12 protein-coding genes and 2 pseudogenes are annotated in these 18676 nt (G+C 70.7%); 10 read left to right on the top strand and 4 right to left on the bottom strand.

Annotated elements, in window-relative coordinates; genetic code table 11:
• Positions 1-70: 70 nt before the first annotated feature.
• The 3 genes and pseudogenes from EBH09_RS33200 to EBH09_RS33210 form a co-directional block, all read right to left on the bottom strand.
• Positions 71-1545, bottom strand: a pseudogene (locus tag EBH09_RS33200) (glycoside hydrolase family 3 N-terminal domain-containing protein).
• A gap of 35 nt (positions 1546-1580) precedes the next feature.
• A pseudogene (locus EBH09_RS33205) lies at positions 1581-2422 on the bottom strand (discoidin domain-containing protein); the annotation flags it as partial.
• A gap of 131 nt (positions 2423-2553) precedes the next feature.
• Positions 2554-4749, bottom strand: coding sequence for a discoidin domain-containing protein (locus EBH09_RS33210; protein WP_121750528.1), 2196 nt, complete (start codon positions 4747-4749; stop codon positions 2554-2556).
• Between the two features lie 309 nt (positions 4750-5058).
• Between EBH09_RS33210 and EBH09_RS33215 the strand changes: the two genes are divergently transcribed.
• Complete coding sequence (locus EBH09_RS33215) at positions 5059-5718, top strand: HEAT repeat domain-containing protein (protein ID WP_121750529.1); 660 nt, start codon at positions 5059-5061, stop codon at positions 5716-5718.
• 20 nt (positions 5719-5738) lie between these two features.
• Entirely contained in the window at positions 5739-6743 is a 1005-nt protein-coding gene (locus EBH09_RS33220) for a HEAT repeat domain-containing protein (RefSeq protein ID WP_121750530.1), read from the top strand.
• Between the two features lie 262 nt (positions 6744-7005).
• Here EBH09_RS33220 and EBH09_RS33225 read toward each other — a convergent pair whose 3' ends face one another.
• Positions 7006-8061: a LacI family DNA-binding transcriptional regulator gene (locus EBH09_RS33225; RefSeq protein ID WP_193776663.1), complete on the bottom strand. Its 1056-nt coding sequence runs from the start codon at positions 8059-8061 to the stop codon at positions 7006-7008.
• Between the two features lie 137 nt (positions 8062-8198).
• Between EBH09_RS33225 and EBH09_RS33230 the strand changes: the two genes are divergently transcribed.
• From EBH09_RS33230 to EBH09_RS33265, 8 genes are all read left to right on the top strand, one after another.
• Positions 8199-9503: an extracellular solute-binding protein gene (locus EBH09_RS33230; RefSeq protein WP_121750532.1), complete on the top strand. Its 1305-nt coding sequence runs from the start codon at positions 8199-8201 to the stop codon at positions 9501-9503.
• Between the two features lie 10 nt (positions 9504-9513).
• Positions 9514-10470, top strand: a complete 957-nt coding sequence (locus EBH09_RS33235; RefSeq protein ID WP_121750533.1) for a sugar ABC transporter permease — start codon at positions 9514-9516, stop codon at positions 10468-10470.
• Entirely contained in the window at positions 10467-11285 is an 819-nt protein-coding gene (locus EBH09_RS33240; protein WP_121750534.1) for a carbohydrate ABC transporter permease, read from the top strand. Before EBH09_RS33235 ends, EBH09_RS33240 begins: the two co-directional genes overlap by 4 nt.
• Positions 11282-13663 (top strand): glycoside hydrolase family 3 N-terminal domain-containing protein, encoded by a 2382-nt coding sequence (locus tag EBH09_RS33245; RefSeq protein ID WP_121750535.1) that lies wholly within the window; start codon positions 11282-11284, stop codon positions 13661-13663. Before EBH09_RS33240 ends, EBH09_RS33245 begins: the two co-directional genes overlap by 4 nt.
• 628 nt (positions 13664-14291) lie before the next feature.
• Positions 14292-14516, top strand: coding sequence for a LuxR C-terminal-related transcriptional regulator (locus EBH09_RS39860; protein ID WP_274595159.1), 225 nt, complete (start codon positions 14292-14294; stop codon positions 14514-14516).
• Between the two features lie 131 nt (positions 14517-14647).
• Entirely contained in the window at positions 14648-15820 is a 1173-nt protein-coding gene (gene lxmK, locus EBH09_RS33255; protein WP_121750536.1) for a class V lanthionine synthetase subunit LxmK, read from the top strand.
• The gene (locus EBH09_RS33260) at positions 15817-16893 is read left to right on the top strand and encodes a T3SS effector HopA1 family protein (protein ID WP_121750537.1); all 1077 of its coding nucleotides are present in this window, start codon (positions 15817-15819) and stop codon (positions 16891-16893) included. Before lxmK ends, EBH09_RS33260 begins: the two co-directional genes overlap by 4 nt.
• Positions 16894-16955: 62 nt before the next feature.
• A partial coding sequence (locus EBH09_RS33265) for an ABC transporter ATP-binding protein (protein ID WP_153182755.1) occupies positions 16956-18676 on the top strand: 1721 nt, incomplete at its 3' end.

The following is an 18676-nucleotide window of genomic DNA, read 5'->3' on the forward strand; positions in this document are numbered from 1 at the left end:
GGCCGGGCGCCCGCCGGTGGCGTGCCCCCCGGCAGCCGGACCGGTCGGCCGGCCGCTGTCCGGGCCTCCGTCACAAGCCGCTGACCGTGACCGTCCCCTCCCACCGTGTGTCCCCCGCCGACCTGCCCACCATGAGCCGGTAGGGGCCGGGCTCCGTGGTCCAGCCGTGGTCCGCCTCCGACCAGTGCCGCAGCGCGCTCGGGCGCACCACCACCTCGGCGCTCGCCGTCCGGCCCGCTGCCGCCCGCACGGCCGTGTAGCCGGCGAACCAGCGGACGGGACGCTCCACCGCCGAACCGGGGCGGGCCAGGTAGACCTGTACGACCTCGCGCCCGGCGCGGGTACCGGTGTTGCGCACTGTCACCCGAACGGTGAACGGCTCGCCCGCAACCACCTGAGCGGGGCCGTCACTTCCGCGTACGCCCACGTCGTGTAGCCGAGTCCGTGGCCGAACCAGTAGGCGGGCTCGCGTCCGGCTCGCAGCCACGCCCGGTGGCCGATGTGCAGGCCCTCGGCGTAGTCGAGCCGGCCACCGACCGGCCGGGTGCGCGTGACGGGCGCATCCGCCGACGTCGCTGCCCAGGTGGTGGGGAGCCGGCCGCCGGGCTCGGTGCGGGCGCGGCGCAGCAACGCCCGGGTGCCGCGGGAAGCCGTCGCCGGGCCCCGGCGCGGTTGACGCGGCCGACGCGGTTCCAGCGCGCCCACGCGGCCGGCGAGCCGGAGCAGCCGGCGCACCTTGTCGTCGACCGCCGCTTCGGCGACCAGGCCGTCCTTCACCGCCCGCACCAGCGAGGGGCCCCAGGGACTGTCCGGGCCCGGCATCGCCAGGTCGAGGGCGGCGCGTCCGGTTTCCTCGGTGGTGCGCACGGCCGCCCAGGCGGAGACGGCGACCCCGTCGAACCCCCATTCCCCCTTGAGGGGTTCCGTCAGGAGCGGGCTGGCCGTCATGGTCGTGCCGCCGACGGCGTTGTAGCCCGCCATGACCAGCCACACCCCGGCCTCGACGGCTGCCTCGAAGGGTGCGAGGTACACCTCTCGCAGAGTGCGTTCCGAGGCCCGGACGTCGACGGTCAGCCGGTCGGTCTCGGAGTCGTTGCCGACGTAGTGCTTGGCGGTGGCCGCCACCCCGTGGGCCTGGATGCCCCGGATGAGCGCGGCCCCGGTGCGGCCGGTCAGTTCCGGGTCCTCGGAGAAGCACTCGAAGTGCCGGCCGGCCAGCGGACTCCGGTGGAGGTTGAGCGTGGGGGCCAGCACCACGTCGACGCCCTCGCGGACGGCCTCGGTGGCGAGCAGCCCGCCGAGCCGCTCGACCAGTTCCTCGTCCCACATCGCCCCCAGAGCGGAGGCGGAGGGCAGCAGGACCGAGGTGCGCCGCTCGTCCCACGCCTCGCCGCGCACCCCGGCGGGCCCGTCCGAGGTCACCATCTCCCGCAGTCCGATCCCGGGCTCACCGGCGGTGCGCCAGGTCGTCGAGCCGGTGAGCAGGCGCACCTTCTGCTCCAGGCTCAGTTCGCCGATGAGCCGATCGAGTGTCCCGTCGTTCATTCCCGCCCCATTCCTCCCCCGTCGACGGGCCCGGTCACCGACTCGTTGCCGACGTTCCACATGAGGGTCGCCGGATGGCTCTTGTACTCCTCCACCCACTTGGCGAACTCGGTGAGCATGTCGGTCTTGTACGTGGGGTCGGTGACGTAGTCGACGCAGCCACCGGAGCCCGGGCCGCCGCCCGGTTGCAGCCAGAAGCCGTTGACGACCCGGATGCCGTTGGCGGCGGCGCTGTCGAGCAGCGGCTTGGTGCCGCCGTCGGTGCCCCAGGTCAGGCCCTTGACCGTGTACGGCTGGCCGCCGACGGTCAGTTGCCAGTCGCCCTGGAAGCCGGTGACCTCGACCGCTCCGGTGGCGGGCGGGGTGCCGTCCGTGGTGCCGTACACCTGGAACTCCCACAGGGAGTAGCCGTAGCCACCGGACGCTCCGTGCCCAGCATGCGCACGTAGCGGCCGGATCCCGTGACGGCGACCTCGTCCTTGCCGCCGTCACCGCCGGTCACGGTCTTGAGGGTCCGCCAGTGCGTGCCGTCGTCGGACGCCTGTATCTGGTAGCCCTTGCCGTACGCGCCCTCCCAGGTCAGCACGGCCCGGCTGAGGTCGGACCGCTGCCCGAGGTCGACCTGGAACCACTACTGGTCGCTCCACTGGCTGGACCAGCGGGTGCCGGTGAGGTCGCCGTCGACGGCCGCCGCGGGGGCGTATCCGTCGCCTTCCTGGGACGAGGCGGTGGCGGGTCTTCCCTGGGAGAGCAGGGTCTCCGCGGCCTGGGCGGGCGGGGCGGTGAGGGCGAGCGACGACGCCACCAGCGCGCCGAGGGCGAGCAGGGGGACGGCGCGGCGGGCGGCCGGTCTGCGGTACGAGAGGGCTGGGGACACATCTGCTCCTGGCGGGTTGGGGAGAGCCGATGGGGCGGGTGGCCGGGGGCGCCGCCTGATGGCCCCTCCGGGCCGGGTTTGCCGGGACGTGGCCCGGCCCGGAGGGGAGTTGTGTCCGGCTGACGGCTCGGTCAGGGGAAGGACACGACGGTGGACGGCACGGTCGACGTGCCGGCCGGGACGGTGGAGGCGCCGGTGTCGTTGATGACGTGGTTGTAGTGGCCCATGCCGCCGAGGGAGACCACGAGGAGGCTGTGGAACCTCACCCCCGGTTTGACGGGCGCCTTGAAGCCGCGGTCCTGGCGGATGCTCGGGTCGACGTTGTAGTTGCAGTAGCTGCCGAGGCCCCAGGCTTCGTGGGTGTCCACGGAGTCGTCGACGCGGTAGGCGGCGTACCCCTTCGTCGTGCCGTTCTGAATGGCCGCCTGGTTGGGCGCGTCGTACGCCTTCTCGTTCTGGTAGAAGATCGTCCGGCCGCGTTCGCCGTACCACTCGACGTCGTACTTGTTGAAGTGTTCGACGAACAGTCCGGTGGCCAGTACGTCGTCGCCGTTGACGCGGACGCCGTAGTCGGCCCGGTTGGTCTCCCAGCCGACGCCCTCGCCGTGGTCGGCCCGCCACACCCAGGTGTGGTCGATGATCGTGTCGTGGCTGTTGACCACCATGCTGGTGGTGGCTTTGCCCGCGCCCGCGCCGCCGATGCGGATGTAGACGTCCTGCACGGTGGTCGGATTCGCGGCGTGGTCGGTGGCGGCGCCCTGGTGGCCGATCTCCAGGAGCGTGGGGGAGTTGACCGGCCCGGCGTCGATGAGGAAGCCGGCGAGCTTCACGCCGTCCACGTCGGCGACCTTCATCGCGGTCACCCCGTTGTCCGGGATGATCGTGGCGAGGCCGAGGCCCAGCACGATGGTGTTCGCCCGGTTGACGTTGATCGTCTGGTCGACGTGGTAGACGCCCGGGGTGAAGAGCAGGTGCAGGCCCTGGGCGAGCGCGGCGTTGATGGTGGCGGCGGTGGCGCCGGGCTTGACGACGTAGAAACTGTCCAGCGGGATCGACTCGCCCTGCGGGGTGCCGCCCGCCCAGGTGGTGCCGCGGGCGTTGGTGCGCTTGGCGGGGGCGAATATCTTGTACTCGTCGCCGTCCAGGTAGAGGAAGGGCTTCTCGCGGGAGATCGGCGTCGTGTCGAGTGCGGTGTAGCGGGGCTCGGGGAAGCTGGTGGCGGGAGCGCCCTCGACTCCTGAGAAGACCTGGTTCCAGACGCTGTTGGACCAGCCGCCGATGGAGCTGTCGCGGGTGTACCACTGCTGCTGCGAGTAGTTGCCGACCTGGCCGTCGATCTTGCTGTCGGCGATGTAGCCGCCGCTGGCCCAGCCGTAGCCGTTGGGCGCGAGGTTGAGGCCGCCCTTGACGTGCATCCGGCGGAACGAGGCCGCCTGCGAGACAGCCCACCGGTTGGTGCCGCTGACCGGCTTCACGGCGAGGTTCTCCGCGCCGCGCCAGAAGTTCTGGGTGGCGTTGCCGTTGAACCAGCCGGCGTCGACGGTGATGTCACCGTTGATCGTCGTGTCGTCGGGGCGCAGGCCGAGACCGAGGACCTGGGTGTAGAAGCCGATCTGGGCGTTGAGGTTCTCGTAGGTGCCCGGCTTGAAGAGGAAGGCGTGCCGGCCGGAACCGAACTGCGCCGACTCCTGCTCCTGGAAGACCTGGTCCAGTTTGGCCTGGATGCCGGGCGTGGAGGGGTCGAAGACGTGCACGTTCGGGCCGAGGTCGCCGCCGCCCGGGATGACCGGGCCCGGGTCGTCGCCGGTGGTGCCGAAGACCTTGAACTCCCAGAGGGAGTAGCCGTATCCGGTGGCGCGGGCGGTGCCGAGCATACGGACGTACCGGGCGTTGCCGGACACGTTCACGGTCTCCGTGCCCCCGGCGCCGGTGGTGGTGGAGAAGGCCGTCGACCAGTCCGTGCCGTTCTGGGACGTCTCGATGCGGTACGACTTGGCGTAGGCGGCCTCCCAGCGCAGCTCGACCCGGCTGAGGGCGGCTGGGGCGCCGAGGTCGACGCGGAGCCACTGCGGATCGGCGGCGGCACTGGACCAGCGGGTGCCGTTGTCGCCGTCGACGGCCGCGGTCGCCGGGGTGCCGTGGTGCTCCTGGCTGGAGGCGGTGGCCGGTTTGCCCTGGGACAGCAGCGCGGGCGCGGCCTGGGCCTGCGCGGCGGGGAGGACGGCGAGCAGGGTGGCGGCCAGGGCGGTGACGAGGACGCCGACGAGACCGCGGCGTCCGGGTCTGCGCGGCACCGGCACCGCCGGGGGTATGCCGACAGTGGGCATGGAAACACTCCTTGACACGGGAGGGGTGGGAGAGCGCTCTCCGGCACCTTGCCCGCCTCGCCGGTCGCGGTCAAGGTTCTTCGCATGGCTTTTCTTTTGGCTTTCATTAAGTATGTGCGGCAGATTCCTCCCCGATGTGACGGGTGCTGCCCGCCGGGTCGCCGGGCAGCACCCGTCCCGCGGCATCTTCCGTCACTCCGGCCGACGCCGGTCGCCGAGGTGCGGGGCAGGGGGACGGTGTGGTCGGGGCCGTTTGACCTTCACACGGTGACAAGGTCTTCACTGTGGCCAGGAGGTGGTCCCGACGACATGCCGAAACAGGACAGGGATACCGAGCAGGCCCTTCTGAGGCTGGCGGACATCAGCCCGTCGGTGCGGCTGCGGGCGGCGCTGGAGGCCGGAACGGCCCCCGACCCGCGGTTCGTCGACAAGCTCGTCGAACGATGCGCGGTCGAGCCCGAGTTCTACGTGCGTGACATGCTCACCTGGGCACTCACGCGTCACCCGTCCTCCGTGACGCTCCCGGCGCTTCTCCACGAAGTCCGCTCGGAGCGCGCGCGGGCACGAAGCCAGGCCCTGCACACGCTGTCCAAGATCGGGGACCGGCAGGCGTGGCCGGCGATCACACGGGCGCTGCTGTCCGACGCCGACGACGAGGTGGCGCGGAGCGCCTGGCGGGCAGCGGTCGTGCTCGTGCCCGAAGGGGAAGAGCCCCGGCTGGCCACGGCGTTGGCCACCCAGCTCGGGCGCGGCGAACGGGAGACGCAGCTGAGCCTCAGCAGGGCGCTGATCGCGCTCGGAGAGGTGATCACGCCGCCCCTGCGTGCCGCGACGGCGAATCCCGACCCCCTCGTGCGCCGGCACGCGATCGCCACGGAACGGCTGTTGCGCGACCCGGATGCCGGGTTCGAGTTCGCGATCGAGGAGGCGAAGCGCATCGTGGTCCTGGGCAGGACGAGCCAGGGGTGACAGGTCAGGGGTGACAGGCAGTGCTGATCAGTGATGTGGCGCGACGGTCCGGGGTCAGCGCCCGCATGCTCAGGCATTACGACTCGCTCGGCCTGGTGCGGCCGACGGGTCGTACCGACGCCGGCTATCGCGACTACTCCGACGAGGACATCCGGCGGATCTTCCATGTCGAGAGCCTGCGGTCACTGGGCCTGTCGCTGCGTGAGGTCGGGCGCGCGCTGGACGACCCCGGGTTCACGCCCGCACAGCTCGTCGGCGACCTCGTCCGGCAGACGCGGGAACGTATCGCGGCCGAGACGGAACTGCTCACGCGACTGGACCGGATCGGTGCCGCGGAACCCGCCGGCTGGGAGGACGTCCTGCAGACCGTGGCTCTCCTTCAGGCACTGGGGTCGAAGAGCGCGGCGACGCGCCAGCGCGCGGCCCTGTCCTCGGCAGAAGAGGCTCCGGTGCCGGTGGAGGCACTGGTCGAGGCGGTGCTGACCGAGACGGACCCGAACGTCGCCGGGGCCCTTCGGTGGGCTCTGGCGCGCTCGGGCGATGCGGGACTCGCGCTGCTGGCGGAGGGACTCGCCTCACCGGACCCCGAGGTGCGCGAACGTGCCGTCCGGTCCGTCGCCGAGATCCCGGACGATGCGGCGACCACACTGCTCAAGGAGGCACTCGCCGACTCCTGCGTCGCGGTCCGCAGCTACGCGGCCGTGGCGCTCGGGGCACGCGGGGTGGCCGACGCGGTGCCGACGCTCGTCGACGTGGTCGTCGACGAGGCGAACGACGTCGACGCGGCCGACGCGCTGGGCTCGCTGGCGCTCGACCCGGCGCTGGCGGACCGGATCGCCACCGGGCTCGTCGACCGCCTCACGCCGGGCACCGTCGGATCATCCGCACGTCGACGGCTGACACAGGCGCTCGCGGACATTCCGGGAACGACGGCGTCACGTGCCCTCGGGGAACTGGCGCACGACGAGGACCGTGCCGTGGCGCTCACCGCGGCGTACGTGCTCAAGCTGCGCGACGCGCGGTAGCGGATGCCTCCGGTTCGCCACCGGCGCCGGGCGGGCGGCACGTTGTCTCGGTGGCGGCACGGGCCGCATGGGCGGCGTCGGCCGCACGGGGGCGCACCGGCCGCACGGGCGGCACCGGCGGCACGGGTCGCACGGGTCGTACAGGTGGCTTCGACGGCACCGGCCGCACGGGCCGCACGGATGGTGTCGGCGGCACCATCCGCACCGCCTGCACGTCCGCACCGACAGCACCGACAGCACCGCCCGCGACCGGCAGGTCTCCTCACGCGTCCGCGCCCACCGTCTCCGCCGCGTCCCCGCGCCGCCCCCGTCGCGCCGTGCTCTGCCGTACGACGAGATGTGTCGCCAGTTCTATGCGCTGGGCGGCCCCGCGGTGGCCGTCCGGGCGGAAGAGCATGCGGGTCGCCTCCTCGGCCATGTGCCGCAGCGGCTGGTGGACCGTGGTGAGCGGCGGGCTCGACCACTGGGCCAGCGGTACGTCGTCGTAGCCGACCACCGAGAGGTCCTCCGGCACGCTCAACCCCCTGAGCCGGGCCGCCTCCAGGACGCCGAGCGCCTGGAGGTCGCTGCCCGCGAAGACGGCCGTCGGCCGGTGGGGACCGCCCAGCAGATCCATTCCGTGCTCGAAGCCGCCCCGCACCTGGAAGTCGCCGAACCGGACCAGACGGGGGTCGACCGTCAGGCCCGCCATGGTCATGGCCGAGCGGTACCCGTCGAGACGGGCCAGTGAGCACAGCATGTCCTCGGGTCCGGTGATGATCGCGACGCGTTCGTGTCCGTGGTCGGTGAGATGGCGCGTCGCGGCGAGCCCTCCGGCCCAGTTGGCGGAGCCCACGGACGGTACGTCGGGATCGGGGTCGCCGGCCGGGTCGACGATGACGAAGGGGATGCCCCACGATCCGAGCCGGTGCTTCACCTCCGCGGGGAGCGACGAGAAGACCAGCACGACACCCAGCGGCCCGCGCCGGAGCACGCCCTCGATCCAGCCGGGGGCGGGCGCGTGCCGGGTGCCGCTCCTGGTGAGTACCACGGTCGCCCGGTTGGCCCTGGCGACGTTCTCCACGCCCCGGACGAGTTCCATCGCCCAGACGCTGTCCAAGTCGTGGAAGACGAGTTCGACGAGCGGGGAGCGCGGTGGGCTGGAGCTCCGGCGGCGGTAGCCGTGGACCTCCAGGAGCCGCTCCACCCTGGCCCGGGTGAGGCTGGAGACATCCGAACGACCGTTGAGGACCTTCGAAACTGTCGGAGGGGAGACCCCCGCTTCTTTCGCCACCTCGGCCAACGTCACCCTGGCGCCCACCTCAACTTCACCGTGCATGCAGGCAGGGTAGGTCATGCGGTCGATAACGTTTTGAGTCGGCACCCGCACGGCCATTGACCGGAAATCCCGACTGACTTTACTGTCCGACAGCATGGACTTTCGGTGATGGTGCCGAAACTTTCGAAAGGCGAACGATGAAGACACGTGCGCGCTTGCCCAGACTGGTCGCCACCGGCGCGACGCTCGCCCTGGCGCTGAGCCTGTCGGCCTGCGGCGACGGGAACGGCGGGGCGTCGTCGGACGACGGCAAGATCCATGTCCTGGTCTACGGGGACGCCACCAACAAGGTCGAACAGCGGATCGTCGACACCTTCAACAAGACGTCCGACGTCAAGGCGGTGCTCGACACCATCCCCGGTGCCGACTACCAGAAGAAGCTCCAGACGATCATCAACACCCCCCAGGCTCCGGACGTCTTCTTCAACTGGGGCGGCGGCAGCATCAAACCGTTCGTCAAGGCCGACCTGCTGCTGCCGCTCGACGACTTCATCAAGAAGAACCCTGATCTGAAGCAGAAGTTCCTGCCGTCCGTCTTCGACAGCGCCGTCGTCGACGGCAAGCCGTACGGCATCCCGATGCGCGGCACCCAGCCGGTCCTGCTCTTCCACAACAAGCAGGTCCTCGACAAGGCGGGCGTCCAGCCCCCGAAGACCTGGGACGAGCTGCTCGACGCGGTGGAGAAGCTCAAGGACGAGGGCGTCACGCCGATCGCGCTCGGCGGCGGTGACGTCTGGCCCACCCAGATGTGGTTCCAGTACCTCTACGACCGCATCGCCGGCCCGGAGCTGTTCGCGAAGGCCGTCGGGGGCGACAAGAGTGCCTGGGAGAGCGCGGACAGCAAGAAGGCGCTGGACATGATCAAGGAGCTGGTCGACACCGGCGCCTTCGGCAAGAACTACGACTCCGTCAAGTACACCAACGGCGGCTCGGTCCAGCTGGTGGCCTCGGGCAAGGCCGGCTTCGAGCTGATGGGCTCCTGGTACTACTCCCAGCAGCTGACGGACCACCAGGAGTTCGCCGAGAAGGACCTCGGCTACACCGCCTTCCCTGCCGTCGAGGGAGGCAAGGGCGACCCGGCCAACGTCGCCGGCAACACCAACAACTACTACTCGGTGATGAAGAAGACCGAGCACCCGGAGGCCGTCGCCGAGTTCCTGAAGCTCATGTACTCCGACGACTTCGTCAAGGCGCAGTTGGACATCGGCAACCTGCCGACCACGACCAACACCGACAAGTTCATCGAGACCTCGGCCACCCCCGAGTACTCGCGCTTCCAGTACGACCTCGTCGCCGACGCCCCGTCGTTCCAGCTGTCCTGGGACCAGGCCTACCCGCAGAAGGCGAGCTCGGACATGCACAAGGCCGTTCAGCAGTTCTTCAACGGACAGCTCGACACGGACGGCTTCATCAAGGCCATGCAGGCCCTCCCGACCGAGTGACGAACGGCTCATGACCACACAGATCACGAGCGCCCGGCCGGCCGCCGGACCCCGCAAGGAGTCCCGGCGGCGGCCGCCCGCCTCGTCCGCAACGAAGGTGGGCCGCCCGGGCTTCGCCTGGGCGCTGCCCGCCGCAGTGTTCTTCGCCCTCTTCGCGATCGTCCCGCTGATCATGGTGGCGGTACTGTCCTTCATGAGCTGGGACGGGATCAGCCCGCCCGAGTTCGTCGGCACGGACAACTGGTCGCGCCTCATCGACGACCCGGTCATGCTCAAGAGCATCTGGCTGACCCTGCTGCTGACCGCGCTCGGCGTGGTCCTCCAGACCCCCCTGAGCATCCTGCTCGGCGTCTGGGCCGCCGGCCACCAGCGCAACCGGGCCGTCCTGTCGGTCATCTACTTCATCCCGCTGCTGCTGTCCGCGACGGCCGTCTCGGTGCTGTGGCGTGCGCTGCTCGACCCGAACTTCGGCATCCCCGCCGACGCCACCTGGCTGTTCGGGGACGGCAACCTGTTCGGTGAACAGGCCACCGCCATCGGGGTGCTGGCGTTCGTCAGCACCTGGCAGTTCACGCCGTTCCACACGCTGATCTACCAGGGTGCCGCCCGCGCGGTCCCGCAGGTGCTGTACCAGGCGGCGGAGATCGACGGGGCGGGCCGCTACCGGCAGTTCTTCCACATCACCCTGCCGCAGCTGCGCACCTCCATGGTCACCTCGATGATCCTGATGATCGTCGGTGGTCTGACCACGTTCGAGACGATCCTCATCCTGACCCAGGGCGGCCCCGGCACCGACACCACCATCAGCGCCTACTACATGTACGACAAGGCGTTCAAGAGCTTCGACTACGGCACCGGCTCCGCGATCGCCCTGGCCCTGGTCGTCGCGGCCACGATCATCTCGCTGATCGTCGTCCGGGTCTCCGGCTACGACAAGATGCGCAGTTCCGCGGAGGGTGTGTCATGAGGCGCCGACCGAACTACGTGGCCGGCGCGGGCTCGCTCGTCTGGCTGGTCCTGGTCGGCCTGCCGCTGTACGTGATGCTCGCCGCGACCCTGCGCACCCGTCAGGACTACGCCGAGAACGGCCCGGTCTCGTTCCCGGACAGCTTCACGCTGGACAACTACACCGGCGCCTTCGACTCGGGGTTCGGCCAGTACTTCCTCAACACGCTGGTCGTCACCGCCAGCGTGATCGGCATCGTGCTGCTGCTCGTCCCACCGCTCGCCTACGCGATCGTCCGCAGCCGCGGCAGAGCCACGTCGGCGATCTTCCGGCTGTTCCTGCTCGGCCTCGCCATCCCGGCCCAGGCGGTGATCGTGCCGATGTTCTACCTGATCAACGAGGCCGGACTGTACGACAACCTGCTCGGTGTCATCCTGCCCACGGCCGCGTTCTGCCTGCCGATGTCGGCGCTGATCCTCAGCGGCGCGATGCGTGACATCTCCCCCGAGCTGTACGAGGCGATGGCGATGGACGGCGCGAGCCCGCGGCGCATGTTCTTCCAGCTCGTCATGCCGCTGTCCCGCGGCGGAGTGTCCACGATCGTGGTGTTCTCGGCGCTCCAGGCGTGGAACGGCTTCCTCTTCCCGCTCGTCCTGACCCAGTCCGACTCCACCAAGGTGGTCACCCTGGGTCTGTACAACTTCCAGACCGCGCACGGCATCGACATCCCCGGTCTGCTGGGAGCCGTGGTGCTGTCCATGGTGCCCATCCTGCTCGTCTACCTGTTCGCCCGTCGCGCCCTGGTCCAGGGCCTGATGGGCGTCGGAGGAAAGTGATCGCCGACGTGGCCGTTGAGACCACCCCCGAAGTCCCCCTCTGGAACGACCCCGCCCACTCCCTCACCACCAGGGTGACCGCGCTGATCAAGGCGATGACCCTGGAGGAGAAGATCGCCCAGCTGTACGGCGTCTGGGTCGGCGCGTCCGACGAGGGCGGTGACGTGGCCCCCCATCAGCACGACATGGAGGAGGCCGTCGACCTCGACGCACTCCTGCCCACCGGACTGGGTCAACTGACCCGGTCGTTCGGCACCGTTCCCGTCGACCCGGCACTCGGTGCGCTCTCCCTGTCGCGCACCCAGGCCCGCATCGCCTCCCAGAACCGGTTCGGCATTCCCGCCGTCGCGCACGAGGAGTGCCTGGCCGGCTTCGCCGCCTGGGGCGCGACCGCCTACCCCGTCCCGCTGTCCTGGGGCGCCACCTTCGACCCGGACCTGATCCACCGTATGGCCACCGCCATCGGCCGCGACATGCGGTCCGTCGGCGTCCACCAGGGCCTCGCGCCCGTCCTGGACGTGGTGCGCGACGCCCGCTGGGGCCGGGTCGAGGAGACCATCGGCGAGGACCCGTACCTCGTGGGGACCATCGGCACCGCCTACGTACGCGGGCTGGAGGGAGCGGGGATCGTCGCCACCCTCAAGCACTTCGTCGGCTACTCGGCCTCCCGCGCCGGACGCAACCTCGCCCCCTCCTCCGTGGGGCCGCGGGAACGCGCCGACGTCCTGCTGCCGCCCTTCGAGATGGCGATCCGCGAGGGTGGCGCACGGTCGGTGATGCACGCCTACACGGACATCGACGGTGTGCCCGCCGCGGCCGACGAGGACCTGCTGACCGGGCTGCTGCGCGACACGTGGGGCTTCGAGGGCACCGTCGTCGCCGACTACTTCGGCATCGCCTTCCTCAAGACGCTGCACGGGGTGGCCGCCGACTGGGCCGGTGCCGCCGGTGCCGCGCTGGGGGCGGGCGTCGACGTCGAACTGCCCACCGTCAAGACGTTCGGCGCGCCCCTGGCGGAGGCCGTCGCCGCCGGCCGTGTACCGGAGAGGGTGATCGACCGCGCCCTGCGCCGGGTACTCACCCAGAAGGCGATGCTCGGGCTGCTCGACCCGGACTGGAACCCCGTGCCGCCCGCGCTCGACGGCGCCGACCTGGACGACCCGGAGGCCCTGCGCGGCAAAATCGACCTGGACGGGCCCGCCAACCGCGAGCTGGCCCGCACGGTGGCCGAGGAAGCGGTCGTGCTGCTGAGCAACGACGGCACCCTGCCGCTGGACCGGCCGAGGCGTATCGCCCTGGTCGGGCCCAACGCCGCCGAGGCCACCGCCGTACTGGGCTGCTACTCCTTTCCCCAGCACATCGGCGTGCACCATCCCGAGACCCCGGTCGGCATCGAACTGCCCACCCTGCGCGACACCCTGGCCGCCGAGTTCCCCGAGGCCGAGTTCACGGTCGTACGCGGCACGGGCGTCGACGACGGCGACACCTCCGGGATCCCCGAGGCCGTCCGGGCGGCCCGGGACGCCGATGTCGTCGTCGTCGTCCTGGGCGACCGCGCCGGCCTGTTCGGCCGCGGCACCAGCGGGGAGGGCTGTGACGCCGAGTCCCTGGCCCTGCCCGGCGCCCAGCAGCAACTCCTCGACGCGCTGATCGACACCCGCAGACCGGTCGTGACGGTGCTGCTCGCGGGACGTCCCTATGCGCTCGGCCGGGCGGTGGAGGAGGCCGCCGCCATCGTGCAGTCGTTCTTCCCCGGCGCGGAGGGCACCGCAGCCATCGCCGGGGTGCTCAGCGGGCGGACCAGCCCCTCCGGCAGGCTCCCGGTCAGCGTGCCGCGCGGGGCGGGCGCGCAGCCGACCACTTATCTCGGAGCGCGGCTCGCCCACGCCAGCGAGGTGTCCAACATCGACCCGACGCCCGCCTTCGGGTTCGGGCACGGCCTCACGTACACCACGTTCGCCTGGAGCGACCTTGTGACGTACGCCGGGGAAGCGGCCACCGACGGTGAGTTCTCGTTGGCGCTCACCGTCCGCAACACCGGCGAACGGCACGGCACCGAGGTCGTCCAGCTCTATCTGCACGACCCGGTCGCCTCCGTGGTCCAGCCGGTTCAGCGACTCATCGGCTACACACGGGTGCCGTTGGCCCCCGGCGAGGCCCGCAGGGTGCGCGTCACGGTACCGGCCGACCTCGCCTCCTTCACCGGCCGCGACGGCCGCCGCCTCGTCGAGCCGGGCGACCTGGAGCTGCGGCTCGCGGCGTCCAGCACCGCCCCGCTCCTGACGGCGACGGTCACCCTCACCGGCCCGGTCCGCCATGTCGACCACACGCGGCGCCTGCACGCCGTATTCGGTCAGGAAAACACTGCCGACGCCTGATCCGTCAGCAATACCACGAGCGGTGCGCCCGGCGAAAGTGCCGGGAGCACCGCTCGCTGCTTTACGGTTGGCTTTCGCCTTGCTCTCCGAATGAATGGGGGGAGGGAAAGCCGGGTGTTCCGTTCGTTAATGGTGAGGAGCGCGGCGCTGAATAGCAGGTCTCGGGGAACTCGGCCGACACATTCGGAACCTCAAGTTCCGCCCAAACAATCATGATGTGACGCCGATCACATGGGTAAATACTTGATCAAGCGGATCTGATGGTTCATATACTGACGGCGCGCCCGGTGCCGCGGATTGACCGCCGCTTCATCGCTCACCCTCCAGGTGTGACCGCCGCGGGCCCCGCGCAGTTCACGAGGTCTCAGTCAAGGGGGAAGTTCATGCTGCTGGGCAAGGTGGATCAGAACGTCATGGCCCCTCCGGCCCTCTCTGCTGCCGCCGTCGGCCGGGCCGGTGCCGTCATCGGCGCCGCGACGTCGGGCAGCTGACCGTCAGGCCGTTGATCCGATCTCCCTGTCCGGAACCCGGATTATCTCTGAATCGGCCGCGAACCAGCCTCTTCCCTCAACTGTTTTGGTGCATCGAAATTCGGCGCCCCACCGTCGGACGACCATGAGGTTGATAGGTGAATCGTAGTACTTCCTTAAGAGACCCCCACCTCAGACTAGGAAACGATCACTTGAGAATCCTGCAACTAGTCTCCCAGGGCTGCACCATGTCGCAGGTCGCCCGCAGAATGGAGATGAGCGACCGCACGCTACGACGCAAAATACGGTCGATATGCGACCGTGTGGACGTGGAAACACCGATAGAAGCAGTGGTGTGGGCCGTCCGCCGAAGAATTATCTGAGCAAGGACGCCGGAAAGGTCGGAGAAGGCGGCGGGTGACGGTTCGCGGAGGAGACCGTCACACGCCACCGCCCGCCCGCCTTCGGCGGTCGTCCTGCACGGCGACCGGCGCACCCTCGCCGGAGATGGCCGATGCCGGTCACTTCGTTGTCCGGCGGCGTCGCCCCACGATACAAAGCGTCTGTGGCAGGCGAGAAGATCAGATACCCGCAGGGCCGGCCTTCCGCGTCGGCTGTCGACAATCCCGTGGGTGCATCGGTCGAACAGCTACTGGGGCAGCTCCGGTTGGGTTCGCTGAGTGCCTCGGAGGTCTATTCCTATCCCGGCCGGAACGAGAACTGGTCCGGCATCACGGACACCGGCGATTCGGTATTCGTGAAACGGCTCAAAGGGAGTCCCGAGGAATCCCTGAAGCGTTACCGGAGAATCGTGGCGTTCGAGCGCCTCGCGAAGAGCGGCGTCCGCCCCTTCCCCCGCCCCGAATTCCTCGGGGGAGACGAGGAACGGAGGCTCCTGGTGTTCCGGATGCTGGACGACATCAGGTCCGGCAGCGAACTCGCCGCGGAGAAGGAGTTCACCGAGTCCATGTCGGCGCGGGCCGGCCGGACCCTGGCCGCACTGCACCGACTCCCCTTCCGGGACGAGGACTTCCCCGGACCGGACCCCCATCCGTTCCCGCCGGTCGACGACCTGCGATCGCTGCCGCTGGAGATGTACGTCCACGCCACCGGCGCGTTCGTCCAGGCATGGGGACTGCTGCAGCGCGACTCCGCGCTGCTCGAGGGACTGGAGCGGCTGCGGGCGACCGAGGCCGAGGTCGCCCGCGTCCCCGTCCACGGAGACCTGCGGCTGGATCAGTTCCTGCTCACGGACACCGCGTTCTACGTCAACGACTGGGAGGAGTTCCGGCTCGGTGACCCGGCCCGCGATGTCGGTGCGTACGTCGGCGAATGGCTGCACCGCGCGGTGCTGAGGATTCCCGCCCAGGAGACGGACGACGCGTTCTCGGCGGTCCTCACCCACGAGGAGGTCGTGGCGCGCGGCAGCGAGGAGTTGACCCGCGTGCTGCCGCTGGTCTCCGCGTTCCACCGCGGCTACCGCGAGGGCGGCGGCCCCGACGACGACGGGCTCGTGGTGCGGGCCACGTCCTACGCCGGATGGCATCTGATCGACCGGTTGATCGCCTCGACCAGGGAGAGCGGCCGGCTGTCGGCCATCGTCCGGGCGGCGGCGGGCATCGGCAGGACGGCGCTGCTCGACCCGCGGAGCTTCGTCTCCACGGTCGGACTCGGGGAGGCTTCATGACCACGCGCACCGAAGAGACCGAGCTCGCGGCCGGGCTGCGCCTCGCGCTGGCGGACGTGCGGATCGCGCCGGACGGCAGAACGGCCTGGGTACGGGACGACGAGGTGACCGCCGAGTCCGCGTCGGCGATGCGCTTCGCGCTGGCCCGCACCCTCTACGAAGTGCTGCACACCGGGCGCGGGGTCAAGGACCGTGAGGCGCCCGCAACGCTGCGCGCGCCGGACTACGAGGCCCGGCTGGCGAAGGCCACCCCGCACCCGGAGACGGTCGCCGCGGCGCTCCTCACCGAGGACCGGTCGGCCGCCGGCCGGCGGGTCGTGGAGATCGACGGCCTGCGGGTGGGCGTCCCGGACTCGGTGACGCTCCGGGAGACCGGGCGTACGGCGGGCGACACGGGGCGCCCGGTGGTGCTGCTGAACCTTCCGGCGGCCCGTCCGCTCGTCTCGCCCGGCTTCTTCCTCGTGGACAGCGGTACGGGCCGCACCGGCGGCGGTGATCTGCTGCGGATCTATCTGCGGGTCGCGGACGCCGACGCGGCGCCCGAGCTGTGGCACGGCGTACTGAGCGCCCTGGAGAGCCGCTCCGTGACGTATCGCGCGAAGATCATCTCCAATCCGTCGAGCCTGCCGCGCAACGACGGCATGGTGGTCTACCTGGGCTCCGGCTCCTGGGACGCCGTCGACGCGGTGACCGGAAGCGCTCTGGCCACCGGCCTGCCGGAGGGGCCCGCCCCCGCGTTCGCCCACGTGGTCGCGCCCGGTGTGACGGCCGCGTGGGAGCCGAACGACCACCGCACGGGCATGCGCGGACTGAGCTTCGGCGAACACCGGGCGCATGTCGTCGCGCGGGCCTTCGTGGCCGCGGCGCAGCAGCACCGCGAGCGTCCGACGGCCGCCGAACTGTCGGCGGCGTGCGTCGCGGCGAACGTCGACCCCGCCGACCCCGCCCGGAACCTTGACTCAGGCCCCTGGCCCTGGAACACGGCCCCCCGGCACACGTCGGCCGACGTCCCGACCACCCCCGTCCCGGCCCTCGGCGACGCGCCGCCGGCCGCGCAGGGTGCCGCGACCTGAACCGTCGGCCGTGCGAACGACGGTGGCCCGACCCGACCGCACACTGCAGGAAGGCCCTCACCATGGCCAGAGAACCAAGTCCGGACGGCACCGACGAGCTGCGGGTCTTCACACAGCTGCTGAAGGGCCGCAAGGCCACCGTGGCCGCCGCGGTGGTGCTGAGTCTCCTGTCCGCCGCCGCCACCCTCGTCCTCCCGCTCCAGGTCCGCGACCTGGTGATGGCTCTCGCGGAGGACGAACGCCCCGTCGGCCCGCTGCTCATGATGGCGGGCCTCGCGGTGGGCGCGGGGCTGGCGTCGGCGCTCTCCTCCTACCTGCTCGCCCGTGCCGGTGAGGGCCTGGTCTCCGAGGCCCGGTTCCGCATCATCTCGCACATTCTGACCTTGCCGCTGCGCAGGGTGCGGCGCGAAGGCGCCGGCAATCTGGTCGCCCGCGCCAACTCCGACAGCACGCAGCTGCGTTCCGTGGTGGACGTCGGCGTGGCCCAGATACCGTCCTCGCTCTTCCTGGCGGTGGGCACCCTGATCGCCATGGGCGTGCTGGACTGGGTCCTGCTGCTCGTCGTGCTCGCGACCTTCACGTTCGCCGGTGCCGGCATCTTCCTGTGCGTCCGGTCGATCCGCAGCGGTGTGGAACGCCAGCAGAACGCCATCGGGACGATGTCGCAGCAGATGACGGCGGCCGTGCTGTCCCTGCCCACCGTCAAGGCGTTCCTCGCCGAACGCCAGGTGGCGTCCACGCTGGGCCACAGCGTCGAGGACGCGCGCAAGGCCGCCGTATCGGTCGCGCGGGTGACCGCCCTGGTCGGACCCACCATGCAGTTCGGCCAGCAGCTCTCGATCATCGCGGTGATGGTCACCAGCGGAGCCCGGCTCGCCTCCGGGGACCTGGGCATCGGCGAGTTCGCAGCCTTCATCGTCTATCTGCTGCAACTCGTCGCGCCGTTGACCATGCTGGTCTCGGGTGTGGCACGGATGCAGAGCGGCCTGGCCGCGCGTGGACGGCTCAACAGCGTGCTCACCGTCGCCCCCGAGAGCTCCGGGGCCACCTCCCCGGTCGAGCCGTCACCGACGGCGCCCGCGGTTGAGTTCGACGCGGTCACCTACACGGACGGCGGGCGCACCATCATCCACGAGGCGGCCTTCGCGGCCCCCGCACGAGGGCTCACCGCCATCGTCGGGCCGTCCGGGGCGGGCAAGACGACGCTGCTCGCACTCACCGAACGCTTCCTCCTGCCGGAGTCGGGCCGTATCTCCGTCTGCGGGCGCCCGGTCGAGCAGTGGCCCCTGCACCAACTGCGCAGTGAGATCAGTTACGTCGACCAGAGCTTCACCCTGGTGGAGGGCACGGTGCGGCAGAACCTCCAGCTCGGGCGGGACGACGAGAGGGGTGTCCTCCCGGACGCGGAGCTGTGGCGGGCGCTGGAGGCGCTGGCGCTGCGCGGCGCCGTGGAGGCGCTGCCGGACGGCCTGGACACCGAGCTGGGCCGGGACGAGGACCTGTCGGGAGGCCAGCGGCAGCGGCTCGCGGCCGCCCGCGTCCTGCTGCGGGACACGCGCATCGTCATCTTCGACGAACCGACCTCGCAGCTCGACAGCGAGAACGAGGAGAGGCTGCGGGCGCTGATGCGCACGCTCGCGGCCGAGCGCGCCGTGATCGTGGTCGCGCACCGCATCTCCACGGTGCAGGACGCCGATCTCATCGTGGTCGTGGACGAGGGCCGCATCGTCGACCGGGGGACGCACGAGGAGTTGCTGACGCGCTCCACCCTCTACCAGGAGCT

Origin of the sequence: Streptomyces sp. E2N166 (assembly GCF_003671715.1) — a bacterium.
Lineage (GTDB): Bacteria > Actinomycetota > Actinomycetes > Streptomycetales > Streptomycetaceae > Streptomyces > Streptomyces thinghirensis.